The sequence below is a fragment of the Desulfosporosinus youngiae DSM 17734 genome, assembly GCF_000244895.1.
In the GTDB taxonomy this organism is placed as follows: domain Bacteria; phylum Bacillota; class Desulfitobacteriia; order Desulfitobacteriales; family Desulfitobacteriaceae; genus Desulfosporosinus; species Desulfosporosinus youngiae.
Genome location: NZ_CM001441.1, coordinates 3,403,445 through 3,429,510, shown reverse-complemented (window position 1 = coordinate 3,429,510; position 26,066 = coordinate 3,403,445). Strand labels below are relative to the sequence as shown.

Here is a 26,066-nt window from a genome sequence, read left to right as displayed (position 1 = left end):
TCAGCCGAAAGGAAGATATAGATGCAGAAAAAGATTAAAGGTCTGATGCCTCTTTTCTTAATGTTGTCGATTCCAATTTCTAATATCCTATATTGTCTGCTCAATAATGGGGATCGAGGCATCCATAGCCTGGTTACAGATATAGATCAGGGAGTCCCATTTATAAAACTTTTTATTTTACCTTATATAGCTTGGTATTTTTTCATATTTGGAACCTTAACTTACTTTTGTTTTAAGGATAAGAACATCTATTACCGGACGTTGCTGTCAATTAATCTTGGATTATTGATATCATACGGAATCTATTTCTTTTTTCAGACACATGTTCCCAGGCCTGAACTTATTGGCGATGACCTGCTGACGATGCTGACAGCTTTTATATATAGTAACGACCAACCTTATAATGCCTTTCCAAGTATTCATGTCCTGTTAAGTTTTCTAATGATTAAAGCAATTAACAAGTATCCGGCTAAAAATTACTTAAATGTAACGTTTGTTTATATTAACGCTATCCTAATCATTTTAGCAACTCAATTTATTAAGCAACATGTTATTTTAGATCTCTTATCCGCTATACTATTAGGAGGGTTAATTTTTGACCTGGTTTTTTACGTAAACATGGAGAGATTGGGCGAACTGCTAAAGGCCCCCGGCTTGGGGCCGGTAATAAAAAAAGTCAAACATCAAATAATAGTTATTACCAATGAACAAAGCAACAGCAATAAGAGATTTTAGCGGTTTATCGTCCGATAATCGGAATGATTTTAATGTCAGAATCACTAACTAACTTCCGTCTATAAGAATATAGGTAGTGATAAAGCAGATCACTAGGTAATAAAACAATGACGTTTACGGAGGGTTAAATGAACGTAAGTAAAGTAATCAAAACCATCGCTATCTCGCTTGTAAGTGTTTTAGTCCTTTCCGGATGCGATGCTGCCAAGCCCCAAGACTCAGGGAATCCCCAAGATGCCAAGCAAATAGACATTCTTGGTACTGTTATCAGCGTGACCAGAAATCAATCCGGGGATATACTCGGAACCATTTACGTGGAAGGGGAAACGGGTTTTAAGCCTTACGATAAGGCATCAATTAAAGTGACTCAAAAGACCAGAATCTACGAAAAGACTGCAGACCAAGAGGTAAACGCTATATTTGATTCCTTAAAGAAAGATCAAAGAGTCGAAGTGAGCTTCATTGGACCGGTCGCTGAATCATACCCTGTCCAGGCAACTGCCGGTGAGATCACGATACTGAACGATGAACAAGCGGATAAGCGCGCGAGCCTAGGCGGAATCCGGTTAGGAGATAGTCAGAGTCAGGTTGACAAGGTATTAGGGAGTGCCTTTAAGGAAGAAGTTTATGATGAACCTGGTCATTTTCCGGAAGCTTGGAAGCGAAGGGTCTATGATAATGGGATGACTATTATTATAGGAAAGAACTCAGGACAGGTACTCGAACTTGAGACCACCTCGGCACAATTTCCGACAAATCGGGGAGTTAAAACGGGGGATATGGCCAAAGACGTGTTTGATAACTACGGTTCAGACTATAAACAGATGGAAAGCCGGCACGGAGAAGGAATGCTTGAAGGTTTTTATGAGCTGGGGGAGGGGCAATTAATCATTTTTGACCTGGACAAAGCGGATAACTCCCTGTTAAACCAGAATGTGAAGGCGGATTCCAGAGTAGAAATGATTCGCTTAACCAGGGACAATTTTATAGACTAGAAAATAGCTAAGAATTCAATAAACAGGGAAAAGTAAGCCCATAATCCCGGAAAAAGTGAGGATTATGGGCTGTGTTCTGTGTATTATTCATTAGTATAGTATAATTTGTCGTTGGAAATTTTCTGGAACTATCTATAAGATAGGGTAAAGGGGGAAAAATGCGTAAGAACTATTTGCTTTTAATCCTTGTCCTTGCTTTATTGGCTATCCTGGGGTATGGATATGTTACGACCATGGATAACCGGAAAAATACGGAAGATATTGATCCCATTCAAGAACAAATTAAGGGGATGAGCTTGGAGGAAAAGGTCGGCCAATTGGTCATGGCGGGCGTTGACACATATGAAAATGACCTTAATTCGGCGCGGCTGCTTCAAGAGTATCATGTGGGCGGTTTTGTATTTTTTAAAAAAAATGTCAAGGATGCCAACCAACTGCTGTCCTTAATAAATTCATTGAAAGAAACAAATTCGGTTAACAAACTGCCTTTAATGTTAGCCGTTGATGAAGAGGGGGGCAGAGTTTCCCGAATGCCGTCCGAATTCACAAAGCTTCCGTCGAGCCGGCGAATTGGTGAGCTGAATAGTGATGAACTTTCCTACCGGCTGGGTGGCATCGTCGGAGAAGAATTAAAATCCTTTGGGCTGAATACCAATTTTGCGCCGGTTCTGGACGTTTTCAGTAATCCTCAAAATCAGGTGATAGGAGATCGGGCTTTTGGAGATAACCCAACTCTGGTTAGTAAGCTTGGCATTCAGACCATGAAGGGACTCCGGTCGCAGAATATTATCTCTGTTGTCAAACACTTTCCGGGGCATGGGGATACTTTCGTTGATTCTCATGTTGGGCTGCCTGTTATTAATCACGATCTGAACAGGTTAAAAAGTCTTGAATTAGTCCCTTTCTATAAGGCTGTCGAAAACAAGGTTGATGCAATTATGCTGGCGCATATCCTCTTGCCAAAAATCGATTCCGAGTATCCCGCCTCGTTTTCGAAAATCATTATTTCGGATATTCTGCGCAAAGAAATGTTGTTTGATGGGGTAATTATAACCGACGATCTGACGATGGGGGCGATCGTCAATAATTATGATCTTAGTGAAGCTGCAATAACATCCATAAATGCCGGCAGTGATATGGTATTAGTATGTCATGAGTATGCTAAACAAGAGGCTGTACTTAAAGCAATGCAAACGGCCGCCCAAACAGGAAGGATTTCTCTGGAGAGGATAGATCAAAGTGTTTATAGGGTATTGAAATTAAAAGGGGAGTACGCCCTCTCCGATAGGTCAATCGAATCGGTGAATCCGTTAAGTATCAACCATAAGATTGAAGTACTCTACAGGGATTTCCCATCCCTAAAACCATAGAAACTAAAAATCATTCCTTTTGCCGGAAACGGCAAGGGGTCCCGGAAATCCTTTCCGGGGCCCCTTTTTTTATACTATTAGAAAGTTTTTTTACCTGGGGTCATAGCCTGTAACTGTCCAAATGCCGCTTTGGTCCTGACGGATTAATCGTTTCAAATAAACCGTTTTGACAGGACCTTCAGATAGTTCAATCCTGGCATCTGTACCTGTATTTGAGGTTATTTTGAGAGAATTGAAATCAAGGGGAGGTTCACCTTGGATTCCTTCCGGGGATATCTGCAGTGCGGCAAAGGTGAAGGCCACCTGTACAGGGTCGAGCTGCCAAGGGCTGCTTCCGGCATCAACTTGTTGTTGATTGTTTTTAACGACCTCCATGTCGATCTCTACTTTAACTGAGGGTTGATCCGGAAGGACTTGGCCGGGTTGGGGGATAACAATAGTTTTGGCTAATTGTTTGGCCAGTTCCTCAGTTCGTTGTCCTTGAATGTTTATTTCCAGTCCGTTTTGCTGCCAGCGAAGGCTATCCGGCAAAATTTCCAAGGGGCTTCCTTCTATCTGCCCAAGGGTTGCCAGAGGGGAGAGAATAAAGGGGGTCGTTGCTTTAGACTCGATAACAATTGTATCATCGAAGTCAAGGACGATTCGGTTAGGGGAGGCAAAGAAGCGCAGAGGTTTATCTGAGGGCTGGAGCGGAGAGAGGTTACTCAAGGCGACTGCTTCCTCTAAGTCAGCTGCGGGCTTATCAGGATTCTGGTCAATGATTCGATATCCCTCCGGCAGATTATAGTTGAAGGTTGAATTAGGAACTTGAACATTTGTTTCCAGAGTCACAAATGTATAAGTCGTGCGCAGGGATTTTTGCATAGCGGTTTGAAGCTGGATTGGCAAATGTGTTTCTTTATCAATCCACAAATAGTAGGTCAAACCGCCGGGAGGAGCTATTTCCAGACGGGTAGCGGCACGACCTGCAACGGTGTCTGTACCTGCGATTTTGTGGGGATATTGTTGTGCTCTGGCTGCTTCTTTCTTTAAATCGAAATCATGTGGGTCAAGATAGATAGGCAGTAAAGTGATTTCTTGATTATTAGCCTGAGTCTTCCAACGCTGTTCTCCGTTGTTGACCGTTATTATGTTATCTTCGCTTTGGGTAGCATATTTATTTCCCTCAGACCAAATCTCAGTCCGCTGGATGAGCTGAGTTTCGCCGGCTGCATTTGTACTGACCTTTTCAAGAATTCCATGATAGTTTTGAAGCTGTTTTACTTCCTGTTCCATTGCCAAGACAAGATCTTTGTTCGAATGAGACCAGGGGGATATTAAGAAAATAACAACTAAGATACTGGCTACGAGCGCACCCCAGGGTAAGAATTTTTTCTGAGGCTTGTTTGTTTTTCTGAGGTTTTCCTGTAATTGGCGAGTGAACTGTTCACGAGGTTCTGCAGCCGGACGCAGGTTTTTAATGTTTCTCGTTAGGGACTGCAGTTCCGCGACATCGTCATGGGTGCTTTCCTTAGGCCTTAGTTCCAGATTCAGAGCATCAATAAAATCGTCTAATTCTTGCTCCGGAGAACTTTGAGCGAAGGTGTCCTTTGTTTTCATAGTTTTTATCCTCCATTCCCGTCTGCGGCTTTAAATAAATCACGTAAAGCTTGAAGCGCTCTATACTGTAAACCACGAATGGCATCCTCACTGCGTTCCATTCGTTCCGCTGTTTCTTTGCGCGAATATCCTTCAATAATGCGGAGTTCTAAAACCTGCCTATATTGCTCCGGAAGTTGGTTCATGAGTTCCTGTACTAAGGCTCGAGTCTCCCAATTTTCTTCGGTGGCAGAAACATCTTCGGTCAGAGAGTGATCGTCCATCTGGCTGCCGATTTTCTGCCAATGGCGATACCGGTCGTAAATTAGATTGCGGGCAACCTTTTTTAGATAGGGATAGGGCGGAAAACTCTTGGTATCTCTCCTCAGGCAGCGAAAATAGGTTTCTTGAGTGATATCTTCCGCCTCTTCCCGGTTCTGAAGAAGAGAGTATGTGAAACTATATAGTTTCTTAACTGTTTGTTGGTACCAGGTTTCCATCCCATATTCATTAAATGAGCTTTTCTTCGTGGTCACTTTTTCACCTCCTCATTAACTAAAACGGCTAAGAGATTAAAACGTCACGGCAAATTTATAAAAACTAAATTGAGATTAATATAATCATCGTAGTATGTTCGTTTCTTGGATAAATCAAACAATCCCGGATTTGATCAGGATGCTTGAACCAAGAAGCTTCACGATCGAGGTGTTGGAAACTCTTGAATTCTGAACGGGGAACCACAGATTAACACAGATTTCACAGATTAAGAAGGATTACGTATAGAAAAATGGCGGAGATGGGAGTCAATGAAGAAGCGATAATTATCAATTATCGCAAAGCTACAGGATTAAATCGGCCTTTTATCAACTTTGGTGAATATCAATTGCGTTACAAGCGATAGGTAGTTTAGAGCTAAAAATGTATTTTTTAAATCTGTGCTAATCTGTGTAATCTGTGTAATCTGTGGTTGATTAACTGAGTACCTGAATAGTCACAAAAAATAATGATGGATTGGGAAGAGAAGTTAGCCAAAGATAACGTTGAATTTTATAAGTGACATTGGAAAGGTCTGAATAATCCTGAAAGAAAGGCGTCCTTATCCCACGTTTAGCGTGAGAGAAGAACGCCTCTTGTTACCTGTAATTACTTTGAAGTTTGAGAATTATGGTTTCGCACAGCCTCTTTGTAATGGGTAAGGTTACCTTCCGGATTAAATTCAAGTTAGAACTAATAGACACGTTTGGCCCCTACATAGGCCTTGGTCCAATAGGGAGTAAAGCTGTAGACAGCAATTCCCTTACTGCTCGTTGCACTGATAAATTCATTGTTTCCGAGATAGATACCGACATGGCTAACGTTTGTTCCTGAGGTAAGGTTAAAGAAAACTAAATCACCGGGGATGAGATTGTTAAAACTTACCGGGGTTCCAACTTTGTATTGATCAGCACTGACACGCGGCAAATCAATACTTTGGCTGGCAAAAACATAACGTGTAAATCCTGAGCAGTCAAATCCTGCCGGAGTGGTTCCTCCCCATTTATAGGGAACGCCTAAAAAACTCTTGGCAGTACTGATTATTTGCTGAGTTTTTTCCCGGGATGAAGGTGAAACCGTTGATTTCTTTAAAGCCGCTTGAGTTTGTGGCCCGACAATTCCATCTGCTACTAGATTGTTATCACGTTGAAACGCTATTACAGCAGCTTTGGTTCTAGTTCCAAAAATGCCGTCGACCGGGCCCACATCATAATTCATGGCTTGGAGTTCTGATTGCAACAGGCGGATTTCTGAACCAGCTGATCCGACCTTTAATGTTGCAGCTTGGGTCACGGAAGCTGAGGCGAAAAACGTAAGGACTATTAAGGCCATTAGGATAATGCTTTTTTTCACTTAAACTACCCCTTTCCTGTGCTTGCTACCTTCAAGGCCTCGTAGTGAAGTATACATGCTGACTACATAAAAATATAGTACAAGTTGTTGGTTTTGCTGCCATTTATATCCGCCTGAGGAATTTTGCACAAGATGACTGCAAGCTTTTTCAGTTTCGGGGCACGATATGATTACCTGAAAAGTCAAAGTGAGGGAGAGGTACTATGCAAAAGGTTTTAGTTGCAGAAATTGGAAATGAGACAACGGTCGTCAATGCCTTTGGTGATTTGGCTACTGAGAATCCCAAGTTACTTGGCCAGGGGATTTCTCCGGCGACAGCAGGTAATGGAGATATCGGGATGGGAATAAAAATGGCCGTAACAGATTTAGAGCAAGAGATTGGGCCGCTTGGTTCATTGAGAGATACGCCCTTTTATGTTACGAGTTCATTGCCCATTGAGAGCGCTATTCAAGAGGGAGAAATTGTGTTGAAGGGCAAGATCCTGACTACTTCGGAAGCTATTATGCAGGCAGCCCAACTGATTTATGAAGAAGTGGGTGATGTGCTGGTGTTTGATATTGGAAGTGCAGCGTCGGCAGTATATTCGGTAACTTCGAAACGACAGGCTCAGCATACCATTGAAGAAGATCTCGGAGTGGCTAAGCAGGCTACGGCCTTAGTAGAACTCATCGGTGCAAAGAAAATTATGGAGCATCACGGGCGGGATTGGGAAAAATTTTTAAAACCCAAACCAGAGACAGCAGAAGAGATAGCCCTTAGTTCGGAGCTGGCTGCAGCGGCTGTGTCTAATGCGTTGCAGCGACACAGTGAACGATTAAGAATTTTAAATGGGGCGAGTGATCAATTGGCCAGTATCGCAGGAGAGGATTTCCGGATTAGGTGGATTGTCGGAACAGGTCTGGCGCTCACTCAGCTGCCCAATGGCCTGGATATTATGAGAGAAAGTATTAAGGGGATTGCTGGTGGTGCTTTTTCACAAGAGGGCATAGCAATGTTGTTAGATAAAGACTGCATAATGGCTCCCTTGGGAGCGTTAGCAATGGGTTTTCGGGCAGGTGCCTGGCAGCTGTTGCGCGAATCATTTGGAGTGGAGAATTAGAGGCTGACCATCTCAAAGGGAGTTGCATAAATGACGAATCAGTACAATAAGCTATCAGTTGGACTGGCATTGTTGTTTGAGTTGATTCTAGTGGTTACGGCCATCCTTAGTACTGTATCGGGAGAATGGAAGAATGTAGCTTTGACCATGCTCGCTATGGTCTGCCTTATGCTTCCTTTTATAATCACTCGTATTGCTGACATGAAGATGGTCGTTCTACCTTCCGGCTTTCAGATAATGGCCTTAGTATTTATTTTTCTCGCCCAGTACTTGGGGGAAATTCGGAACTTTTATCATATGCTTTGGTGGTGGGATTTACTTCTTCACGCTATATTTGGAAGTTATGCGGTTATAACTGCCTTACATATAATCAAAGGGATTATTATAAAGGAAAGAGAAACGACAACCAAGCGATTCGGCTTTTTTGCAGTAATTTTCGCATTTAGCTTTTCCATTGCTTTAGGCACATTATGGGAAGTGTTTGAGTTCACGGGGGATTATCTGCTTAAAACAAACATGATTAAGGGCGGACTTGAGGACACCGCTACAGATCTGATTGTAAAAATCCTGGCGGCTTTTACTACATCGGTCATAGGTTACTATTGCTTTATAAAACCGAAGAAATTTTATCCTTAGGGGCGGCGATCTAAAGGGTGCACTTTTTTAAATGGAGCAATAGGAAATCCATGTTATATAAGCGGTAACTTCAATACTAAGAAAGTCACCTGAATTATGTTATAATACTATGTAAGATGAAAAGTGCCTAATATAGGACAACGCATGTGGACAACCTTCCTGATGCTCGATTTCTCGCTCTGGAACCGGACAGACTCTATCATCCATTACATATGGGCATCCATTGCAACATGCTGGTAAATCAGGCTTAATCGCAGCGTTCCAGTAATGTACAAGGTTCAGTACATCCCATTGTTAAGTAAAGCTAAAAAGAAAGGTATGATCATTAATGATATCCCAAAAAATGCAGGAGCAAGTACAAAACAGTTCTGTTATTCGAGCTATGTTTGAGGAAGGAAAACGGCTGGCAGGAATTCATGGTGCGGAAAATGTCTTTGATTTTAGCCTGGGAAACCCCAATGTTGAACCGCCCGAAGAAGTAAAAAAGGCAATTTTGGAAATCGTCAATGATGAAAATAGTATGGGTATTCACGGGTATATGAATAATTCCGGCTTTGAAGATGTGAGAGAAGTGATTGCTAAATCGATCAATCAGAAATTTGGCACCGCATTTACTCAAAAAAATATTATTATGACGGTTGGTGCCGCCGGCGGTTTAAACGTTATTTTTAAAACCTTACTTAACCCAATGGACGAGGTCATTACCTTTGCTCCTTTTTTCGGAGAATATAGAAGCTATGTTAAAAATTATGGGGCAGAGTTAGTCGTAATATCCCCTAATACCATTGATTTCCAGCCTAATCTTACGGAATTCAAAGAGAAAATCACCTCTAAAACTAAAGTGGTTATTATTAATTCCCCCAATAACCCAACAGGTGTCATCTATTCGGAAGATACCATTATCAAGCTCTCGGAAATACTGAGAGAGAAGCAAAAAGAATTTGGAACAGATATTTATATCGTTTCCGACGAGCCATATCGGGAACTTGCCTATGATAATGCTGAAGTGCCCTATCTTTCGAAGTATTATGCAAACACGATTATTGGCTACTCCTTCAGCAAATCTCTTTCCTTACCGGGAGAAAGAATAGGCTATTTAGTGATTTCTGATCAGGCTGCTGATTTTGAAAATATCATTTCGGCCGCTAATATTGCCAATCGCATTCTAGGGTTTGTCAATGCCCCATCATTATTTCAGCGCGTCATTGCCAAGTGCTTAGATGCCAAGGTGAATCTTGAGGCCTATAACAGGAATCGGGAATTATTTTACAATGAACTCTTAGCCTATGGTTACGAATGCATTAAGCCTGAAGGGGCATTTTACATGTTTGTTAAATCCCCCATTGAGAATGATGCTGAGTTCTGCAGTTTGGCTAATAAGAAAAATATTCTTATCGTTCCAGGCAGTGCATTTGGCTGCCCAGGTTATGTTCGTATTGCCTATTGTGTTGCTTATACTACCATTGAGAAAGCATTACCGGGCTTTAAGGCATTAATTGAAGAACTGAAGAAATAAGAAGTGCAGTATTTACGCTTAGCTATAATATGTTTCTAGGTACACGAATGAGAGCAAGAAGCTAAACCCTTGTGCTATGGGTGCTTCTTGCTCTTATAAGTGAAGGGGTGTTTAATTGCTTGTGCTATCTGAGAACCAAACTACGGGGATTTTTCTATAGAAATGACCATAGGAAAATGGCGGAAACAGAGAGGAGTTAAATGAGTTAATGCATATTTCGTGTAGTGCAGAACAGAAAATCTTTGAAATTCCCAGTACGGGAGAAGGAATTATCGCCGGGTATTGGAGTTCTGAACAAGATTTGTGTTCTCAGCCCGTACGTTTACAGTGGAAGGATGGTAAGGTCAGCTCATTGGAGCCCTTAAATCATTTAGAGGATTATCCTGAAAAAGCGCTGCGTTGGGATTCCTATTTTCTGATGCCCGGATTTTCAGATGCCCATGTGCATCTGGCTTTAGACAGTCTTGACTTTTATCAGTGTTTGGAAAATTGGGCTCAGCCTTTATTAATCGAGGATAAGGTCAAAAGGTTTTTACAGCGGTATCTTGAAATGGGGATTGTGGCTGTTCGTGACGGCGGTGACTTACCGGGATTTTCCTGGAAGGCGAAAAATAGGGTGAATGAAGGAGTCTGGTCCGGACCTGCTGTCGTATCTGTACACGAAGCTGTGAACCGGGCGGGAATGTATGGACGTTTTCTGGGGCGTGGCTTCAAGGATCTCTTAGAGTGGCGGGAAAAGGAGAGCGACTTCTTTAGGCAAGGCCTGGATCAACTCAAAGTTATCGTGACGGGATTGATTCGGTTTGATGATTTTCAGAGAGTCGGCCCAACTCAATGGATGGTTGAGGAATTAAGTGAGTTGGTCAAGTCCGCTCATGAACGAGGCATACTTGTTATGGCCCATGCCAGTGGGGAAGAGGGGATTTCTGCAGCAATTGCTGCGGGTGTGGATTCGGTTGAACATGGATATTACATAAGGACTAAGCAGCTTGAATTAATGAAAGAAAAAAACATTGCCTGGGTTCCAACGGTAGCACCAATCGGCAATATTCTGAAATATCCAGCCGATCGTTACTCCTCTCAGGAGATTGATACCTTAAAACGTATTCTGGAATCACAACTATCTAAGATCCAGGAAGCTTATGGTTTACATGTCCGGCTGGGTATAGGGACAGATGCCGGTGCGTATCGGGTACCCCATGCTGAAAGCTTGTATGATGAGTTTGAGTGGATGGTTCAAGCCGGAATTCCCAGGCGGGAGGTCTATGGGATGGCGACGCATGAAAACGCTCGAATCCTGGGCAGGCCTGAACTGGGCAGGTTAGAAATTGGAACGCCTATGAATCTATTACAACTGGTTAATAACTTAGGTAAAGGTTTGGCTTAAATGTGCCTGGAAGTGATCTTTTGAAACATCACCAAAAGTCCAACGCAAAGCCTATAGATTGAATCAATCTTAAGGTTGTCCTCCGCTGTCGCATCGAAGAAAACATTAAGCTTAGATTCCAGATCTTCTTCCGGTTTTTTATAACAAATGAGCATCGGAACCTTGGGGAGGGGATGCAAGACAAGGGAAATATCGGAGGAGAAGCTGGTTTCAACTGGTTTTCCGTTAAAAATTACAATCAAATCCTCAATCAGATCAGGATAACTATCCACAAGTTGTTTTAAAGGTTTTTCAAATCTCTGTTCAAAAAACGAATTCCATACGGTTTGACTGCTTAGTTCCCTGAAAGGGACCCATTTGCCGGAAGGATCGTTCCCTGCACTGTAAATAATATAATTTAGTAAAGGGACACTCACCCAGACATTGATGTGACAGTCTGAGACAATAGTTCCCTTTGGATCGACGGTGAAGTTCTTGCCAAGACACTTAATGGTCAGCTTATCGTCAGTAAGTTTGGCCTCTAATCGTTTGACTGACTCAGCAAAATTTATTTTAAGAATTTCCTTTTTCAAAGGCTCAAGGGCTTGCTTAAGTTGATCTTCGGGAGTCGCTTGTTTGATTATTTTTCCGTCAAGTTCCTCAAGGATATTGTTTTCCAGATGGGGGCATTGATTGAGACGCTTCTGCCCTTTAATTACCTCAGCGGCAAAGGCTAAGCAGGTGGCTTGCCCGCACTGTCTGCAATTTGATTTGGGGAGCAACTTATAGAGTTCAATGGGATTATCGAGTTTTGACATGGTATTACCCCTTTCAGATAGGATTTACCTTTTTAAACAGAAACTGCATAATTCTTGTATAAAGAATATTCTATGACAAATCATAATTTCCTTCAGCAAGTTAAGTGACACTTCAAGAGATAACATGGCAACGAATAGGATTTTTGGTTCTTCCACCATAAAAAACACCGCAAGCTGGCTGCGGTGTTTTTAAGTGACTCGGTCAGGCCTAAAGTTGGATTCTGATCAGGTTATCCAGTAAAGGAAGTATTCTGGGAGTAATGGTTATTTCTTCTTTTGTAAGCGCGTGTTATGATAATAAGTAAAATGTAATTAGCACGTTATCCCTGAAATATTGTCATTCTGAAGAATTATAATGTTTGCCGGGAATATGTGTAGAAGGAGAGATGTTACTTATGGAGAATTTTTTTGGAGGGCTGGGGTTACAAGCTGTATTGATGGGGGGTTTAGGGATTCTGGCAGTAGGTTTTATCCTTAAAAAATTGTTCAAATTGGCCATTACTATAGCTGTTATCATTATACTTGTTTATTATGGATTACCTATACTCCAGACGGTGCTGCCAAATTAGAGGGAGGTAGGCTATGAACCTTATCGGTAATTTAATCTGGTTATTATTTGGGGGTATTATTGCAGCAATTATTTGGTTTTTAGCAGGCTTATTATTGTGTTTAACATTCATCGGCATACCATTTGGTCTTCAATGTTTCAAGATTTCCATGTTTGTATTGTGGCCTTTTGGAAAAGAAATAGAGCTTGGACACTTCGGAGCGGGAGGGCTAATTTTTAATATCATCTGGCTGGTTGTTTTTGGTTGGGAATTTGCTATCGCCCATCTTGTGATAGGTGCAATATTTTGTATAACAATTATCGGCATACCATTTGGGTTGCAGCATTTTAAATTTGCGAAACTGGGGCTCATACCTTTTGGGGCCAAAATACTCTAGACATAACATTAGTTCTCAGTGGTGTATTGTTCAAATGCTTACACTTTTTCCTGCAAATACGAGATTAAGCTTTGACTAAACATGCTATAGGATTTTAGCAATCGGCTAAACTACAAGATTAGATTAATAGGCCGTCCAGCCTGCATCGGCTGTAATTACGGTTCCGTTCACAAAACTTGAATCATCGGAGGCTAAGAATAGTGCAACTCTAGCGATTTCTTCTGACTCACCCATGCGGGGATTTAGATTTATTCCGGCCATGGCTCTTGCCATACCAAACTCATTGGGAGCGCTTATAGTAGCACCAATATTCGTGTTAACTCCCCCCGGAGCAATTGCATTACAACGAATTCCTAAAGGAGCATATTGAAAGCCTACATTTTTAGTCAGTCCCACAACAGCATGTTTTGAAGATGTGTATGCCGCGCCCGCTCTCGAACCAAATAAACCTCCTGCGGAAGCAACATTTACGATGACTCCACTTCCCTTTTCAATGAAAATGGGAAGTGCTTTTCTAATGGTGCGCATTGGGCCAGTCGTATTAATGGCAAAGGTTCGTTCCCAAAGTTCATCCGTTACCTCTGCAGCAGGATAAAAATTATCCATAACCCCGGCATTGTTGACGAGAATATCTAAAGTTCCATAAACCTTGACTGCAGTATCAATCAGATTCTGAACATCGTCTTCTTTGGTTACATTAGTCGCTACGGCAGTTGCCATACCGCCATTGGAGACAATCTCAGAAACCGTTTGATTTGCTCCTTCAAAATTTATATCCGATACGACTACTTTGGCACCTTCTTGGGCGTAAACCAGGGCAATTGCTTTTCCCATACCAGATGCAGCGCCTGTGATGACGGCTACTTTTCCTTGAAGTTTCATAATTTACCTCCTTTTGATAAATCAACAGTGTTCAATGGGTTTATTTGAATATCATAATAATTCTGACTAGTATATGCAATAGGCAAAAGGTTAAGTATATTTCCATACCAGTTAAGTAAGAAATTCATGGTGATGAACTCTTATTTACCAGTCCTTCACGCGAAAGTGATCCCCCGAAGCGCTTTAAGTTGAGTAATTCTCCAGAACTCGTAAAAAATTTGTTGGATACGATGCTTCAACCATAATCTCACCCTGCTCAACGGGATGTGGGAAGCGTAAAGAGAAGGCATGTAAAGCTTGACCTGTTATGAGAGCTGAGCCTTTCCCGTACATCCTGTCTCCGATAATGGGATGTCCCAAATATGCTAAATGAACACGGATCTGATGAGTCCTGCCAGTGTCTAAGGTTAGTTCCAACAAGGAAGCTTCAGAAAAGCTTTGAAGTGTTTTGTAATGAGTTATTGCCGGGTCCCCTTTTTGGTTAACTGCGCGGCGATTCGGTTTAGTAGGATGTGGGCCGATCGGCGCATTGATTGTTCCGAGCGGAGGATTCACAATTCCATTTACCACGGCTCTGTAAGTGCGCTTCAGGCTTCTAATTTTTAGAGATTTATCTAATAGGGCTTGGGTATGGCTGTCTTTGGCGAAAACAATACATCCCGAAGTTTCTCTGTCGAGGCGGTGTATTGGACGAACTGTGTTAATTGCATTCTGCTCTTGATAATAATAGGCGAGGTAGTTACTTAAGGTACCCCGTGAGGTTTGACCGGCCGGGTGTACTAATAGACCAGTTGGCTTATTCAATACGATAAGATAGTCATCTTCATACAATATTTCTAATGGCCCTTGTTCTGGTTCAACCCCGTAGGAAAAATCCTCGAGGGTCGCTACCCGCAAAATATCTCCGGATTTAATTTTTCGCTGCAAGAAAACCTTCTTTTTGTTAAGTAAAATTCCTTTTTGCCGAGTCAGCTTCTGTATTTTCCTTCCTGAATAATTAAGAACCTGTTTTAAGTAGACTTCCACGGTAAAGCCTTGATGTTCCTCAGCAATCGAATAGCTATTATATGATTTCATAGTTCTAGTTCCATTCTATTCAAGCTCAACACAACATTTCTTTATAGTTTAGTTCTAATATCGTCCGCAGTAATGATGAAAACCACTTCCCTTTACACTAACATATTTTGGCCATATTATCATACAAAAACTTCATATTTATTCAGGCAGGATATTAGTGATATAATCGGTGCATTTAGAGGTCGTCTTGGTATTAAGACTACAGGAAGTATTTATTTACCCTGTTGTAGTTATTAATTATATAGAAGTAGAATTCATGAAATATCTCGTAAAAGGAGAATACCTGCAAATGCTAAATATTGACACACTTCATAATCCTTATCCATCACGCCGAATGACCGTATATGCCAAAAACGGTATGGTGGCCACTTCTCAGCCCCTTGCAGCAGAAGCTGGATTGGCTGTCTTAAGAAAAGGAGGAAATGCAATAGATGCTGCAATTGCCGCAGCAGTATGTCTGACGGTCGTTGAACCGACCTCGAATGGTATCGGCGGGGATGCATTTGCCTTAGTCTGGTCAAAGGGTCAACTTTATGGTCTTAATGCCAGCGGTCCCGCGCCGCAGTTACTCACATTGCAAGCCCTAGAAAAAGCCGGGTATCAAGAAATGCCCGCCTATGGATGGTTTCCGGTCACCGTTCCAGGCGCCCCTGCCGCCTGGGCAGAATTATCCTCCCGTTTTGGTAAACTGCCTCTGACCGAAACAATGGCACCAGCCATAACCTATGCCCAACAAGGTTTTCCCATTTCTCCGACGGTCGGAAGGAATTGGGAGATCGCTTTCCAGCGCTACGCACAAGATCTTAAAGAAGAACAATATCAAAACTGGTTTAAGACATTTGCACCGCAAGGACGTACTCCGAAAATTGGAGAGATTTGGAGTTCAGCTGATCATGCCCGCACATTACAATCGATAGCGGAAACACAGGCGCACTCGTTTTATTGTGGTGCTATTGCTGACCAGATCGATCATTTTTCTCAACGATATGGTGGTTTCTTGAGAAAAGAAGATTTAGCGGCTTACAAGCCGGAATGGGTAACTCCGATCTCTATTAATTATCGTGGTTATGAGGTCTGGGAGATTCCTCCCAATGGACATGGACTGGTGGCTTTGCTGGCCTTAAATATTCTGAAAGGGTTTGACTTCGGGATAAAAGAGAGCGCAGATTCCTATCATCGCCAAATAGAGGCTCTGAAGCTGGCTTTTGCTGACGGGAAAAAGTACATAGCCGACCCCTCCCGGATGACATTAAGGATTGAAGATCTCCTTTCTGATGGATATGCCATGGAACGCCGGAAACTCATTGGAGAAAAAGCGTTACAGCCTGAACCGGGTAACCCTCATAAAGGGGGAACTGTCTATTTGGCAGCAGCAGATAGTGAGGGAAATATGGTTTCCTTTATTCAGAGCAATTATTTGGACTTTGGCTCCGGCTTAGTCGTCCCAGGAACAGGGATTTGCCTTCATAACCGCGGGAATAATTTTTCCCTTGATCCCAGCCATGCTAATTGTCTTGAACCCGGTAAAAAGCCATATCATACTATTATTCCAGGTTTCTTAACTAAGGGGCACCTTCCAATTGGCCCCTTTGGAGTTATGGGTGCATTTATGCAACCTCAAGGACATGTTCAGGTTATTATGAACACTCTCGATTATCATTTAAATCCTCAAGCATCCCTAGATGCACCCCGGTGGCAATGGATTAATGGAAAAACGGTCGAGATTGAACACGCTTTCTCAAATCAGGTTGCAGAAGAACTTATTCGCAGGGGACATGATATCAGATGGTCGGTAAATACGGCTGGCTTTGGACGGGGGCAAATCATTTGGAGAAATAAAGAGGGAATATTAGTCGGCGGCACTGAGCCAAGAGCCGATGGGCACATTGCTATGTGGTAATTTAGGGGGGATAATAGGGGGCACCCTTTCACTTGCTGGTCCATATAGCGGCCATGCTTATTCCAAAATCCCAAACGTTTGGGATTTTGGAATAAGCATGGCCGTCTGGCACCGGCTTAATCTCTAAGCACAGGCTAAAACCGATTAAACGGAATTACGTGGAGCCAGAGGCAGGGCCTTTGCTATAGGCGGGTTGGATATGGATTACTGTGTATGGAATAATGCCGTTTCTGCAATACTAGGGGTAATAAGTGATTGGAGGTGTTTTTGTGGGAGACAAAAATCCTAAGAACAAGGAAAAAATGAAGAAGAAGTCCGAGAAAAAGACAATTACTCCAATATCTTAGTTCCAATCTTAAAATGCAGATGATTTATATCTATCTAGACGACTTCGGTATTAGTCCGGGGTCTATTTTTTTAGTGAATTGACCTTAAATATTCATGTTTTGTTATAATGAGTGTAAGCAATAAAATAAGCTTGTAATAATAGTTGTTAGGATTTTAAGATTAAAATCTTGGGGGAGTTAAGGTGACAGATTCGCAATTATTCGGTATGCCGGTAACTGAAATAATCAGAAAGAGAATATCTATCCGAACTTATTCAGACCAACCTCTGACGCTTGAGATAAACGAAAAATTGAGTGGATTTATTCAGAATTCGAGCGGTCCATTTGGAAGCTCTGTGAGATTTAAACTGATAGAAAGCGATCATGCTCGTAAAGGATCGAATGCCAGGCTTGGGACATATGGAGTGATAAGGGGTGCCTCGGCCTATATTGTTGGGGTAGTCAAAAAAGCTCACAGAGATTTAGAGGATTTGGGATATTCTTTAGAAAAAGTAATTTTATATGCAACATCTTTAGGGTTAGGCACATGTTGGCTTGGGGGAACTTTTAAGAAAAGTGAATTTGCTAAAGCAATTGGGCAAAAGGATTATGAGATATTGCCCTGTATCTCACCGATCGGGTATCCCAGTAGCAGAAAGAGTCTGATTGATTCTGCTATGAGATTTACTGCCGGATCAAATAACAGAAAAAGATGGGAGGAGCTTTTCTTCCTTAGGAAGTTTGGCCAGCCTTTAGCTGAGCCAGAGGCAGGGAGTTACGAAACTCCTTTGGAAATGATTCGGCTTGCGCCTTCTGCATCTAACAAGCAACCTTGGCGGATTGTGAAGGATTCTAATCAGATTCATTTCTATCTCCAGCACACAAAGGGATATGCGAAGTTTTTAGCCTATGATTTGCAAAGAGTAGATATGGGAATTGCTATGTGTCATTTTGAAATGACAGCTAAAGAACTGGGCATTGATGGGAAATGGCTGATTAGTGATCCCGAGATAAGTACACCTCAAGACACCGAGTATGTTGTAAGCTGGTCTGAAGGGATTTAATAAATTCTTTATGAAGGATGGGGTCGATTGAACACAGGGTCGTGGATTGCAATCTATTTACCACTGTTCATTATTTTTGTTATCATTCTGCCTCAGCAACGTGCAGTACATAAGGCGGTACTCTTAAAAGTCAGGAAACGGAAAGGTGTTGCAAAGATGACAAACGATCTCCTAAAAAAATATATCGGCAAGAAATGCTTAATAACTACAGGGACTTTTGGAACTAATGTCAGGGGAATTATTATTGAAGTCAATGAAAACTGGCTTGAAGTAGAAACAAAAAAGGGTAATGAACTTATTAATGGGGAATTTATTCAAAGCATAAAAGAGGAATAAGGAAAAAGTTTGACTATCATATCGTCAGGTAACAAGCGAGAGACTATCTCTAACGAGGTAGTCTCTTTACGTTCAGCCATACACGTAGTTCAATTCTCAAATCGTTCTCTTAACCTAAAATAGCCCCAGGTAGCTAAAGGAAACCAAAAAACAAAGGGTATGATGGAGTCTATTATTCCATGGGAAAGTTTCAAAACACCAAGCTTCGTAATCATTTGGCAGAACATTATACTGTAAAATATCCCTGAAATAATGTAAAGATAAATATAATATCGCTTGTCGGGCAAGAAATAGAAATATAATATAAAGAAGATGGCCCAACTAATTGGGGCAAGAAAATGTATGCCCATAAGTCCAAATGGCTCATAATTGATGTATGTAAATGATCCGGTAATATTTGCAATAGTTACAAGTATTACATCAAATATTGCTCCGAAGATAATTCCGTAAATTGAGAGTCTGCGAATTTCTGCTTTGGGTACTACCGAAACAAGAATCATACTAAAAATCAACGTGTAGAAGAAAGGAATATATTTTATCGCCATCTCGTAGCTCCTTTTTAGTGATGGTGTTAGAATAACCTTTCAATAATGATTTTATTTAATTTGAACAATGGTCATATTTACGGCTTAAGGTTAGCCGTAGTATGAGCCAAGCCAGGCGCTTTGGAATGCTTGTACATGAAATTAGGGAATGCCACAACCCTATGAGCATCTTAGAAGTTAGCATGTATCCCAGGCTATCCATGGTATAATAAAATCATAATGCTTTACCTATCAAACAGAGAGCGGGCTGTGGAGGTAATATGTATCAAAAAGATTATATTATTAAGATGATTAAACAATTAACGTTGGCTGTGGCCACACTTCTTAGCTCAAAATCCAAGACCAAAATTGAAGAATGTCAACAAATGCTTAATGGAGCAATTTATGATTTAACGGGTATGAGTGAGCACACAATACTCAAGCTTTCGCATAGAGATTTGATCAGTATAATTAGTGGCGGCAAAGAGATCAATACCGAAAAGTGTTTTGCACTTGCTGAAATGTTGAAGCTTAGTGCAGAGGTCTCTGAAGATGATACGGCCAGAAGTTTTGCTTTATATCTTAAAAGTCTCAATATCTTTATTGAAGTATCTTTAGATCAAAGATCAGATACCACCCAAAATAAATCCCAAGCCATTCATGAAATTATCAATGTCATAAAACAATACAAGCTTCCGAAGGAAAGTAATCTATTAATCTTTCGGTATTATGAATTTAATGGTCGGTACGACAAGGCGGAAGATGTACTCTTCAACATGATAAAGACAAATAAGGACGAAATAGTCGATGAAGGTTTCGCCTTTTATGAAAGGCTTAGGATGAAGACACAAGAAGAGTTAGAAAGCGGAAATTTACCCTTGGATGAGGTGATCGAGGGCTTAAACGTATATCGAAACTTACTGAACCATTAAATTAAACCCTGGTTATCATACCTGATTGGAGTGCTTGCATCAGTATGATGGAAGCTTTCCAAAAGAGGCTTACAAAGCAGAAAGTACCCCTTGCTATTTAAGGGGCATCAATATAATCTGGAGATATTCTAAAATATTTGAGGTTGAGAGAGGAAATGGATACAGAGAGTTTGTTTTCGGCAGTATCATTAGTTTCTGTTGTTGTGTATGCATACATTGGTATTTATACCTTCACCCAAAACCCAAAATCGATGGTTCATAAAGTATTTTTACTTTTATGTACTAGTTACGCCATATGGTCCTTTGCTTATTCTTTCGCCTATATTGCCCAGGATAAAATCAGCTTTTCCTTGTGGAACAAGATATCGGCTCTGGGGTGGTGCAGTTTCAGTGCTCTAACCCTGTTTTTAGTTCTTTTAATAACGGAGAGTTCAATTGTAAATAATCGAGTTGTCAGGGTTTTGATATTTTTGCCAGCAGGAATTTTCTTTTACATGGCAATTTTTTTGTTTGGGGAAGGCATTGAGACTTCAGAATTTATTACCCATACTTTTTATATAGGAAATTTCCTATATAATTTTTCGTTCTTATTAATCAGTATACTGACCTTGCTCTTTTGGGGTTTAAAAAGTAATAATGTCAGAATTAAAAAGCAATCCTTTATATTAGTTGCCTGCAGCGGGATTCCTTTTAGTTTAAATCTGTTGACTCAAACCATACTCCCGGTCGTTGCAGGAATTCAATTTCCACTAATGGGGCAATTATATTCCATTATTATGATTTTAGGGACTTATAGAGTGATTACTAAATATAAGTTTTTAAGGTTACCGGAACGATTCATATTTGAAGAAGTTGTTAAAGAAATTATGGATATGGTCATATTGTTAAATTCAGAAGGTAAGATTATTAAGATATCTAAACATACTTTGAGTTTACTGGAATTTAGAGAAGATGAACTGATAAACCAGGATATTGATGTAATTCTTGAAGAGAAAAGAAGACAAATTTTATTAAACTCGTTGAAAGAAAGCAGTAAATTTAATGATATAAATCTATTGCAGAAAAGCGGCGGGAGAATTCCAGTTAATATTTCCTACAAGCAAATCATTGATGATAAACTGCACGATCTCCTTGGTGTCATTCTTGTTATTCAAGATATTAGATTAATGTATGATTTGCGGAGAAAAAATGAAGAACTCCAAGCTTACGTCCAACAAGTAGTGGCTAGTGAATACACTTTTAGAAAGCTGTTTGAGGGTTCGTCGGATTCAATTCTAATAATGGAAGGAAATAAGATTATCGATTGTAATCCAGCTACCATCAAATTATTAGGATTTGCTTCTAAAGAAATAATCATCGGGAAACATCTCTGGGAGCTTTCGCCGGAACATCAACCTGATGGGGTTCTCTCCCAAGAAAAAGCCCGGGTTATCAATAAGCAGGCCGAGACCACAGGTGAAGTAAAATTCGAATGGTGGCATAAGAAAGAGAATGGTCTTGAGTTTCCGGTTGAAATCATGTTGACTTCTATTCTACTCCATGGCAAACAAGTTTTTCATGGATTGTTAAGAGATGTTAGTGAGCATAAACAATTGGAAAAGGAGCTTGAGTATTTAAGCTACAATGACGTACTGACAGGGTTATATAATAGAAGGTTCTTTGAAGAGGAATTAAAGCGGCTGGATGCAGCGGGGAATCTTCCGCTAACCATAGTTATGGCTGATGTGAACGGGTTAAAGCTTATCAATGATTCATTTGGCCATACTATGGGGGATAAACTCTTGCAGAAAGTAGGTTCAACTCTGGCAAAAGGCTGCCGGTCAGGTGATATTATTGCAAGGCTTGGGGGGGATGAATTTGTTATCCTGTTACCTAAGACAGGCAATAAAGAAACAGAGCAGGTCGTTAAACGTATCAAAGGCTACTCCAAATTAGAAAAAGTAAGCCCGATAGAACTATCTATTTCCTTTGGTTGGGAAACTAAGCATGATCCGCAAGAGAATATTTTGGAAATATTTAAAAAGGCTGAAGATCGAATGTATAAGAAAAAGCTCTTTGAAAGTCCAAGCATGAGAGGAAAGACCATTAAGGCCATCATTAGTACTCTTCACGAAAAAAATAAACGAGAAGAACAGCACTCTTACAGAGTTTCGGGATTATGCAAAACTATTGGGAAAGCTCTTGGTTTACCGGAAGGGGATATTGAGGAGCTTGAAACAGTCGGGCTGCTTCATGATATAGGGAAAATTGCCATAGAGGAGACCACTTTAAATAAGCCGGGAAAATTAACGGAGGATGAATGGGAAGAAATAAAGCGGCATCCGGAGATAGGTTACAGAATACTTAGTACCGTCAATGATATGTCAGAAATAGCGGAATACGTTTTGTGTCATCATGAAAAATGGAATGGTATGGGTTATCCGAAAGGCTTAAAGGGGGAAGCAATACCGCTGCAAGCGAGAATCATAGCTATAGCTGATGCCTATGATGCAATGACTAGTGAAAGGAGTTATCGCAGTGCGTTGCCGGAAGAGACTGCTCTTGAAGAACTACAAAAAAATGCAGGTATCCAGTTCGACTTGGAAATTTTAAAGGTATTTGTTGAGGCCGTATTAAACAAACCTGCTGTAAATGACAGTCAGGCCGGATAAACCGGTTCAATTGATTTCGGGACTTTGGATCTTTAACAGAAAGGTATGATTTCGGCAATAAACCTCCATAATAACAGAGAACTACTCATAATATCCGATACCTTGATTTGAGATTAGGTAGTGGACAGCGAAGAGGGGTTCTTGACTTAGAGAAGGGGGTTTCACGGGTGCTTTCTAATGAAACGGCTTCACCTGAGGAAGATAAGAATATTGCTTTATCCAATTTGAAAGAATTAGGACAGATTCAAATCCCCAGTGCAACAGAGCGAATCTATTGTTTACCGATCATTGGGCAAATCGAGGGGCATCAAATCTTACCCGCCCAATCCAAGACGACTAAATATGAGCATATCATCCCTCAACTATTGGCAGTTGAGCAAAACCCAAATACTGAAGGAATTCTGGTGATCTTAAATACTGCGGGCGGTGATGTAGAAGCGGGATTAGCAATTGCTGAAATGCTCAGCAGTTTAAGCAAGCCTTCTGTATCCTTAGTTCTTGGCGGCGGGCATAGTATTGGAATTCCTATTGCTGTAAGTTGTACAAAAAGCTTTATTGCCCCGACAGGGACCATGACTGTTCACCCGATCCGGTATACTGGATTAGTGATTAATGGACATCAGCAGTTTGATTATTTACGTAAAATGCAAGAACGGATTAATCAATTCATTTATTCTCATTCAGAAATTACTCCAGAAAGATTAGAACAGTTCATGTTTACTACAGGAGAATTAGCCCAAGATATTGGAACCATCCTAATTGGAAATGAAGCAGTGAAAGCTGGGTTGATACAAGCCGTTGGAGGAGTCAGGGAAGCCTTTAAAGAACTCAATGATTTGATTGCTTCGAAATCTGAAGAGTGAAGTTTTAGCAACGGGAAAAGCAGCGAAAGCTGCTTTTTAACGTATTTTTCGGAACAAAACAGGAATATGCACTCAAGGTGTGGAATTTATATATAGTGTGGACAACTTTTGAGAGCCCCATTAATTTTTTATGTTTGGAGGATTGGTTCTTGGCGAAGGCAAAAAAACGCCGCACGGTTAACAAGCAGGTGAATATGAGAGTAACTTCCTTAACAGAGACAATACGCAATGAAGTGATCGGAGTTTTTATTGTGGGGATGGCTTGCTTGGGATTGGTCACGCTTTTCTCAGATAAAATTGGCGTGGTTGGCGGGCAAATCAAACACCTTTTAACAGTGCTTGCAGGAAGCGGACGAGTCAGTATTCCTCTCATGGCAGGGGCCTGGGGACTTGCGTTTATGAACAAGCAAACCCTTCGTGTTGGATCTAAAGCCGGTGGAATAATCCTTCTCTGGCTTGTTTTTCTCGGGATTCTCCACCTTCAGTTGCCGGATATAGAGGCTTTTTCCAGTGCGGAAATGGTTGATGAAGGTATATTAGGGCATGGCGGCGGACTTATAGGTGCCGGTGTTGCAATCCTTTTAAAAACAACCATCGGTATTACAGGAAGCTATGTTGTCCTAATTATGGCTGCCCTTATGGGGGCATTGCTGATTACCAATCGTTCGTTGATCAAAGGAGTTCAAGAAGTAGGTCAGGTTGGGAAAGAATCAGGGCAATGGATGAAGCACCAAATGGGCGATTTTATCGATGTCCTCAAGAATTCAGACCCTGAGGACTCTCATAACAAAGGCTCAGGTACGCAAGCGGATTTAAAAGCAGATACAAAAATACAGACCAAAAAGAGCAATACAGTAAAAAGCAGCACACGAGCCCTCGACCCGGATGTAGCGGAACGACCGCTGGTTATCAAGACTCTTGAAGATCATAATGAGCTTCAAGAAACGAACATCCCCCCCAAAGGACAGATCGGTTTTGAGAAAATGTCCAATACAGTGCTCGAAAATACGATTATGCCTCCCGGGAAAGTGACAAGTACTCCAGTTTCCCGTCAGACCCGGGAAGATGGGAATTTTCAGCTTCCTCAAGTTGCGTTGTTAAATAAAGCTCTGAAAATAAAAAATCCGAGGCTTAATAAGGATTTAGCTGACAATGTAAAGATCCTTGAGGAAACCTTGGGCAGTTTCGGAGTGAAGATAAAAGTGACTCAGGTCACACAAGGCCCTGCTATTACACGATATGAAGCACAGCCTGCACCAGGCGTGAAAGTGAGTAAGATAACAAATTTAGCCGATGATATCGCTTTAAGTTTAGCTTCTGCCGATGTGCGTATCGAAGCGCCTATCCCCGGGAAATCCGTGGTAGGGATTGAGGTGCCGAACAAAGAAATCTCAATGGTGCATTTCCGGGAAGTTCTTGAAACGCCGGAATATCAAGGTACTCCCAGTAAATTGGCTTTATGTCTGGGCAAAGATATTACAGGAACCCCGGTTGTTGCGGACTTGACAAAGATGCCCCATCTTCTGATCGCGGGGGCAACAGGCTCCGGAAAATCCGTATGTATCAATACCTTGATTCACAGTATATTGTTTAATGCCCGTCCCGATGAAGTAAAGTTTCTGTTAGTGGATCCTAAGATGGTTGAACTGGCGAACTATAACGGAATACCTCATTTGATTGCTCCGGTTGTCACGGACTCCAGGAAGGCGGCGGGTGCTTTGAAGTGGATCGTGACTGAAATGGAGACCCGCTATGAACTATTTGCTGCTGCCGGAGTTAGAGATATCGTTCGTTATAACTTTCTGCGCATTCAGGATAAGCTCGATGAGCATCCGCCGCTGCCCTATGTGGTAGTGATTATTGATGAATTAGCGGATCTAATGATGGTTGCGCCGGGTGATGTAGAGGATGCGATTTGCCGTTTAGCCCAAATGGCACGTGCGGCAGGTATTCACTTAATTGTTGCGACTCAGCGTCCGTCCGTTGATGTGATTACAGGCCTTATTAAAGCAAACATTCCTTCGCGTATTGCTTTTGCAGTTTCCTCTCAAACAGATTCCAGAACGATTCTGGATATGAACGGTGCGGAAAAACTTTTAGGCCGGGGGGACATGCTTTATTACCCCATGGGGTCAAGCAAACCCCTTCGTGTCCAGGGGTGTTATTTAGGAGATAAGGAAGTAGAAAATGTTGTGTCCTTCCTGCAAAACCAAGCTAAGCCGGAATATCAGGAAATACCTAACCTGGATCTGGGGGATATTAAAAAGGAAGAGATGGAAGATGAACTCTTTTATCAGGCTGCCCAGCTTTTCATTGAAGGCGGAACAGCTTCTGTCTCTCTTTTACAACGCCGTTTGCGCATTGGGTATACAAGAGCCGCCCGGTTGATGGACTTTCTTGAAACTAAAGGGGTTGTCGGTGGATACGAAGGCTCCAAGCCCAGAGAGGTGCTGATGACCAGAGGTCAGTTTGAATTAAAATATGGCCAATGGATGGATGAAGCTGTACACTAGTTGCATATTCCTTGCGAAGGATTTATGATAACATTAGTAGTATATCGAACTG

Annotated in this window: 23 protein-coding genes; 16 read left to right on the top strand and 7 right to left on the bottom strand. The window is 41.4% G+C overall.

All coding sequences use genetic code 11. From position 1 onward, the window contains the following. The first annotated feature begins 21 nt into the window (after window positions 1-21). From DESYODRAFT_RS15975 to nagZ, 3 genes are all read left to right on the top strand, one after another. Window positions 22-735 (top strand): phosphatase PAP2 family protein, encoded by a 714-nt coding sequence (locus DESYODRAFT_RS15975; protein WP_007784688.1) that lies wholly within the window; start codon window positions 22-24, stop codon window positions 733-735. Window positions 736-863: 128 nt separating this feature from the next. After that, a complete protein-coding gene (locus DESYODRAFT_RS15970; RefSeq protein WP_007784687.1) occupies window positions 864-1,730 on the top strand; it encodes a DUF3221 domain-containing protein in 867 nt (288 codons plus the stop codon). Between the two features lie 158 nt (window positions 1,731-1,888). Beyond that, window positions 1,889-3,100, top strand: coding sequence for a beta-N-acetylhexosaminidase (gene nagZ / locus DESYODRAFT_RS15965; RefSeq protein ID WP_007784685.1), 1,212 nt, complete (start codon window positions 1,889-1,891; stop codon window positions 3,098-3,100). A gap of 90 nt (window positions 3,101-3,190) precedes the next feature. Here the strand turns inward: nagZ and DESYODRAFT_RS15960 are convergent, their stop codons facing one another. The 3 genes from DESYODRAFT_RS15960 to DESYODRAFT_RS15950 form a co-directional block, all read right to left on the bottom strand. After that, window positions 3,191-4,699: a LolA family protein gene (locus DESYODRAFT_RS15960; protein WP_007784683.1), complete on the bottom strand. Its 1,509-nt coding sequence runs from the start codon at window positions 4,697-4,699 to the stop codon at window positions 3,191-3,193. Window positions 4,700-4,704: 5 nt separating this feature from the next. Then, window positions 4,705-5,214, bottom strand: coding sequence for an RNA polymerase sigma factor (locus DESYODRAFT_RS15955; RefSeq protein WP_007784682.1), 510 nt, complete (start codon window positions 5,212-5,214; stop codon window positions 4,705-4,707). 691 nt (window positions 5,215-5,905) lie between these two features. After that, on the bottom strand, window positions 5,906-6,565 hold the full coding sequence (locus DESYODRAFT_RS15950) for a C40 family peptidase (protein WP_007784681.1): 660 nt from the start codon (window positions 6,563-6,565) through the stop codon (window positions 5,906-5,908). 203 nt (window positions 6,566-6,768) lie between these two features. On the opposite strand from DESYODRAFT_RS15950, the gene DESYODRAFT_RS15945 reads away from it, so the two are divergent. From DESYODRAFT_RS15945 to DESYODRAFT_RS15930, 4 genes are all read left to right on the top strand, one after another. Beyond that, the gene (locus DESYODRAFT_RS15945) at window positions 6,769-7,665 is read left to right on the top strand and encodes a glutamate mutase L (protein WP_007784679.1); all 897 of its coding nucleotides are present in this window, start codon (window positions 6,769-6,771) and stop codon (window positions 7,663-7,665) included. A 30-nt stretch (window positions 7,666-7,695) separates the two neighbouring features. After that, window positions 7,696-8,301, top strand: a complete 606-nt coding sequence (locus DESYODRAFT_RS15940; RefSeq protein WP_007784677.1) for a DUF2238 domain-containing protein — start codon at window positions 7,696-7,698, stop codon at window positions 8,299-8,301. A gap of 328 nt (window positions 8,302-8,629) precedes the next feature. Beyond that, window positions 8,630-9,817, top strand: a complete 1,188-nt coding sequence (locus DESYODRAFT_RS15935; RefSeq protein ID WP_007784676.1) for a pyridoxal phosphate-dependent aminotransferase — start codon at window positions 8,630-8,632, stop codon at window positions 9,815-9,817. Between the two features lie 208 nt (window positions 9,818-10,025). Continuing rightward, the gene (locus DESYODRAFT_RS15930; RefSeq protein ID WP_007784674.1) at window positions 10,026-11,204 is read left to right on the top strand and encodes an amidohydrolase family protein; all 1,179 of its coding nucleotides are present in this window, start codon (window positions 10,026-10,028) and stop codon (window positions 11,202-11,204) included. Here DESYODRAFT_RS15930 and DESYODRAFT_RS15925 read toward each other — a convergent pair. Then, window positions 11,201-12,001: a DUF3786 domain-containing protein gene (locus DESYODRAFT_RS15925; RefSeq protein ID WP_007784672.1), complete on the bottom strand. Its 801-nt coding sequence runs from the start codon at window positions 11,999-12,001 to the stop codon at window positions 11,201-11,203. The genes DESYODRAFT_RS15930 and DESYODRAFT_RS15925 overlap by 4 nt on opposite strands. Window positions 12,002-12,396: 395 nt before the next feature. On the opposite strand from DESYODRAFT_RS15925, the gene DESYODRAFT_RS28295 reads away from it, so the two are divergent. Together DESYODRAFT_RS28295 and DESYODRAFT_RS15915 are read left to right on the top strand one after the other, a co-directional pair. Then, a complete protein-coding gene (locus DESYODRAFT_RS28295) occupies window positions 12,397-12,570 on the top strand; it encodes a hypothetical protein (RefSeq protein WP_007784670.1) in 174 nt (57 codons plus the stop codon). A gap of 13 nt (window positions 12,571-12,583) precedes the next feature. Then, complete coding sequence (locus DESYODRAFT_RS15915; protein WP_007784669.1) at window positions 12,584-12,946, top strand: YccF domain-containing protein; 363 nt, start codon at window positions 12,584-12,586, stop codon at window positions 12,944-12,946. Between the two features lie 123 nt (window positions 12,947-13,069). Here the strand turns inward: DESYODRAFT_RS15915 and DESYODRAFT_RS15910 are convergent, their stop codons facing one another. Continuing rightward, window positions 13,070-13,828: an SDR family oxidoreductase gene (locus DESYODRAFT_RS15910; protein WP_007784667.1), complete on the bottom strand. Its 759-nt coding sequence runs from the start codon at window positions 13,826-13,828 to the stop codon at window positions 13,070-13,072. 183 nt (window positions 13,829-14,011) lie between these two features. Further along, on the bottom strand, window positions 14,012-14,905 hold the full coding sequence (locus DESYODRAFT_RS15905; protein WP_007784665.1) for an RluA family pseudouridine synthase: 894 nt from the start codon (window positions 14,903-14,905) through the stop codon (window positions 14,012-14,014). 256 nt (window positions 14,906-15,161) lie between these two features. On the opposite strand from DESYODRAFT_RS15905, the gene DESYODRAFT_RS15900 reads away from it, so the two are divergent. The 3 genes from DESYODRAFT_RS15900 (at window position 15,162) to DESYODRAFT_RS28915 (ending at window position 18,531) form a co-directional block, all read left to right on the top strand. Further along, complete coding sequence (locus tag DESYODRAFT_RS15900) at window positions 15,162-16,805, top strand: gamma-glutamyltransferase family protein (RefSeq protein WP_282433035.1); 1,644 nt, start codon at window positions 15,162-15,164, stop codon at window positions 16,803-16,805. Window positions 16,806-17,334: 529 nt separating this feature from the next. Next, on the top strand, window positions 17,335-18,195 hold the full coding sequence (locus DESYODRAFT_RS15895) for a nitroreductase family protein (protein ID WP_007784662.1): 861 nt from the start codon (window positions 17,335-17,337) through the stop codon (window positions 18,193-18,195). Between the two features lie 156 nt (window positions 18,196-18,351). Further along, on the top strand, window positions 18,352-18,531 hold the full coding sequence (locus DESYODRAFT_RS28915) for a DUF6897 domain-containing protein (protein WP_207636345.1): 180 nt from the start codon (window positions 18,352-18,354) through the stop codon (window positions 18,529-18,531). Between the two features lie 89 nt (window positions 18,532-18,620). On the opposite strand, the gene DESYODRAFT_RS15885 is transcribed toward DESYODRAFT_RS28915, so the two are convergent. Further along, on the bottom strand, window positions 18,621-19,076 hold the full coding sequence (locus DESYODRAFT_RS15885) for a hypothetical protein (protein WP_007784660.1): 456 nt from the start codon (window positions 19,074-19,076) through the stop codon (window positions 18,621-18,623). Window positions 19,077-19,336: 260 nt separating this feature from the next. Between DESYODRAFT_RS15885 and DESYODRAFT_RS15880 the strand changes: the two genes are divergently transcribed. From DESYODRAFT_RS15880 to DESYODRAFT_RS15865, 4 genes are all read left to right on the top strand, one after another. Then, window positions 19,337-19,987, top strand: coding sequence for a DUF6483 family protein (locus tag DESYODRAFT_RS15880; protein ID WP_007784659.1), 651 nt, complete (start codon window positions 19,337-19,339; stop codon window positions 19,985-19,987). A 155-nt stretch (window positions 19,988-20,142) separates the two neighbouring features. Further along, complete coding sequence (locus DESYODRAFT_RS15875) at window positions 20,143-22,638, top strand: HD domain-containing phosphohydrolase (protein ID WP_007784658.1); 2,496 nt, start codon at window positions 20,143-20,145, stop codon at window positions 22,636-22,638. Window positions 22,639-22,805: 167 nt separating this feature from the next. Beyond that, window positions 22,806-23,501 (top strand): ClpP family protease, encoded by a 696-nt coding sequence (locus DESYODRAFT_RS15870; protein ID WP_007784657.1) that lies wholly within the window; start codon window positions 22,806-22,808, stop codon window positions 23,499-23,501. 149 nt (window positions 23,502-23,650) lie between these two features. Further along, window positions 23,651-26,014 carry an FtsK/SpoIIIE family DNA translocase gene (locus DESYODRAFT_RS15865; RefSeq protein ID WP_007784656.1) on the top strand — a complete coding sequence of 788 codons (2,364 nt, stop codon included), beginning with the start codon at window positions 23,651-23,653 and terminating at the stop codon, window positions 26,012-26,014. Window positions 26,015-26,066: the final 52 nt, after the last annotated feature.

Bases quoted from the DNA above. Each gene is read 5' to 3' on its own strand.
- DESYODRAFT_RS15930 (WP_007784674.1), top strand. From the start codon at position 10,026: ATGCATATTTCGTGTAGTGCAGAACAGAAAATCTTTGAAATTCCCAGT.
- DESYODRAFT_RS15875 (WP_007784658.1), top strand. From the start codon at position 20,143: ATGGATACAGAGAGTTTGTTTTCGGCAGTATCATTAGTTTCTGTTGTT.
- DESYODRAFT_RS15905 (WP_007784665.1), bottom strand. From the start codon at position 14,905: ATGAAATCATATAATAGCTATTCGATTGCTGAGGAACATCAAGGCTTT.
- DESYODRAFT_RS15915 (WP_007784669.1), top strand. From the start codon at position 12,584: ATGAACCTTATCGGTAATTTAATCTGGTTATTATTTGGGGGTATTATT.
- DESYODRAFT_RS15885 (WP_007784660.1), bottom strand. From the start codon at position 19,076: ATGGCGATAAAATATATTCCTTTCTTCTACACGTTGATTTTTAGTATG.
- DESYODRAFT_RS15960 (WP_007784683.1), bottom strand. From the start codon at position 4,699: ATGAAAACAAAGGACACCTTCGCTCAAAGTTCTCCGGAGCAAGAATTA.
- DESYODRAFT_RS15945 (WP_007784679.1), top strand. From the start codon at position 6,769: ATGCAAAAGGTTTTAGTTGCAGAAATTGGAAATGAGACAACGGTCGTC.
- DESYODRAFT_RS15925 (WP_007784672.1), bottom strand. From the start codon at position 12,001: ATGTCAAAACTCGATAATCCCATTGAACTCTATAAGTTGCTCCCCAAA.
- DESYODRAFT_RS15880 (WP_007784659.1), top strand. From the start codon at position 19,337: ATGTATCAAAAAGATTATATTATTAAGATGATTAAACAATTAACGTTG.
- nagZ (WP_007784685.1), top strand. From the start codon at position 1,889: ATGCGTAAGAACTATTTGCTTTTAATCCTTGTCCTTGCTTTATTGGCT.
- DESYODRAFT_RS28295 (WP_007784670.1), top strand. From the start codon at position 12,397: ATGGAGAATTTTTTTGGAGGGCTGGGGTTACAAGCTGTATTGATGGGG.
- DESYODRAFT_RS15910 (WP_007784667.1), bottom strand. From the start codon at position 13,828: ATGAAACTTCAAGGAAAAGTAGCCGTCATCACAGGCGCTGCATCTGGT.
- DESYODRAFT_RS15975 (WP_007784688.1), top strand. From the start codon at position 22: ATGCAGAAAAAGATTAAAGGTCTGATGCCTCTTTTCTTAATGTTGTCG.
- DESYODRAFT_RS15900 (WP_282433035.1), top strand. From the start codon at position 15,162: ATGAAATATCTCGTAAAAGGAGAATACCTGCAAATGCTAAATATTGAC.
- DESYODRAFT_RS28915 (WP_207636345.1), top strand. From the start codon at position 18,352: ATGACAAACGATCTCCTAAAAAAATATATCGGCAAGAAATGCTTAATA.
- DESYODRAFT_RS15940 (WP_007784677.1), top strand. From the start codon at position 7,696: ATGACGAATCAGTACAATAAGCTATCAGTTGGACTGGCATTGTTGTTT.
- DESYODRAFT_RS15970 (WP_007784687.1), top strand. From the start codon at position 864: ATGAACGTAAGTAAAGTAATCAAAACCATCGCTATCTCGCTTGTAAGT.
- DESYODRAFT_RS15935 (WP_007784676.1), top strand. From the start codon at position 8,630: ATGATATCCCAAAAAATGCAGGAGCAAGTACAAAACAGTTCTGTTATT.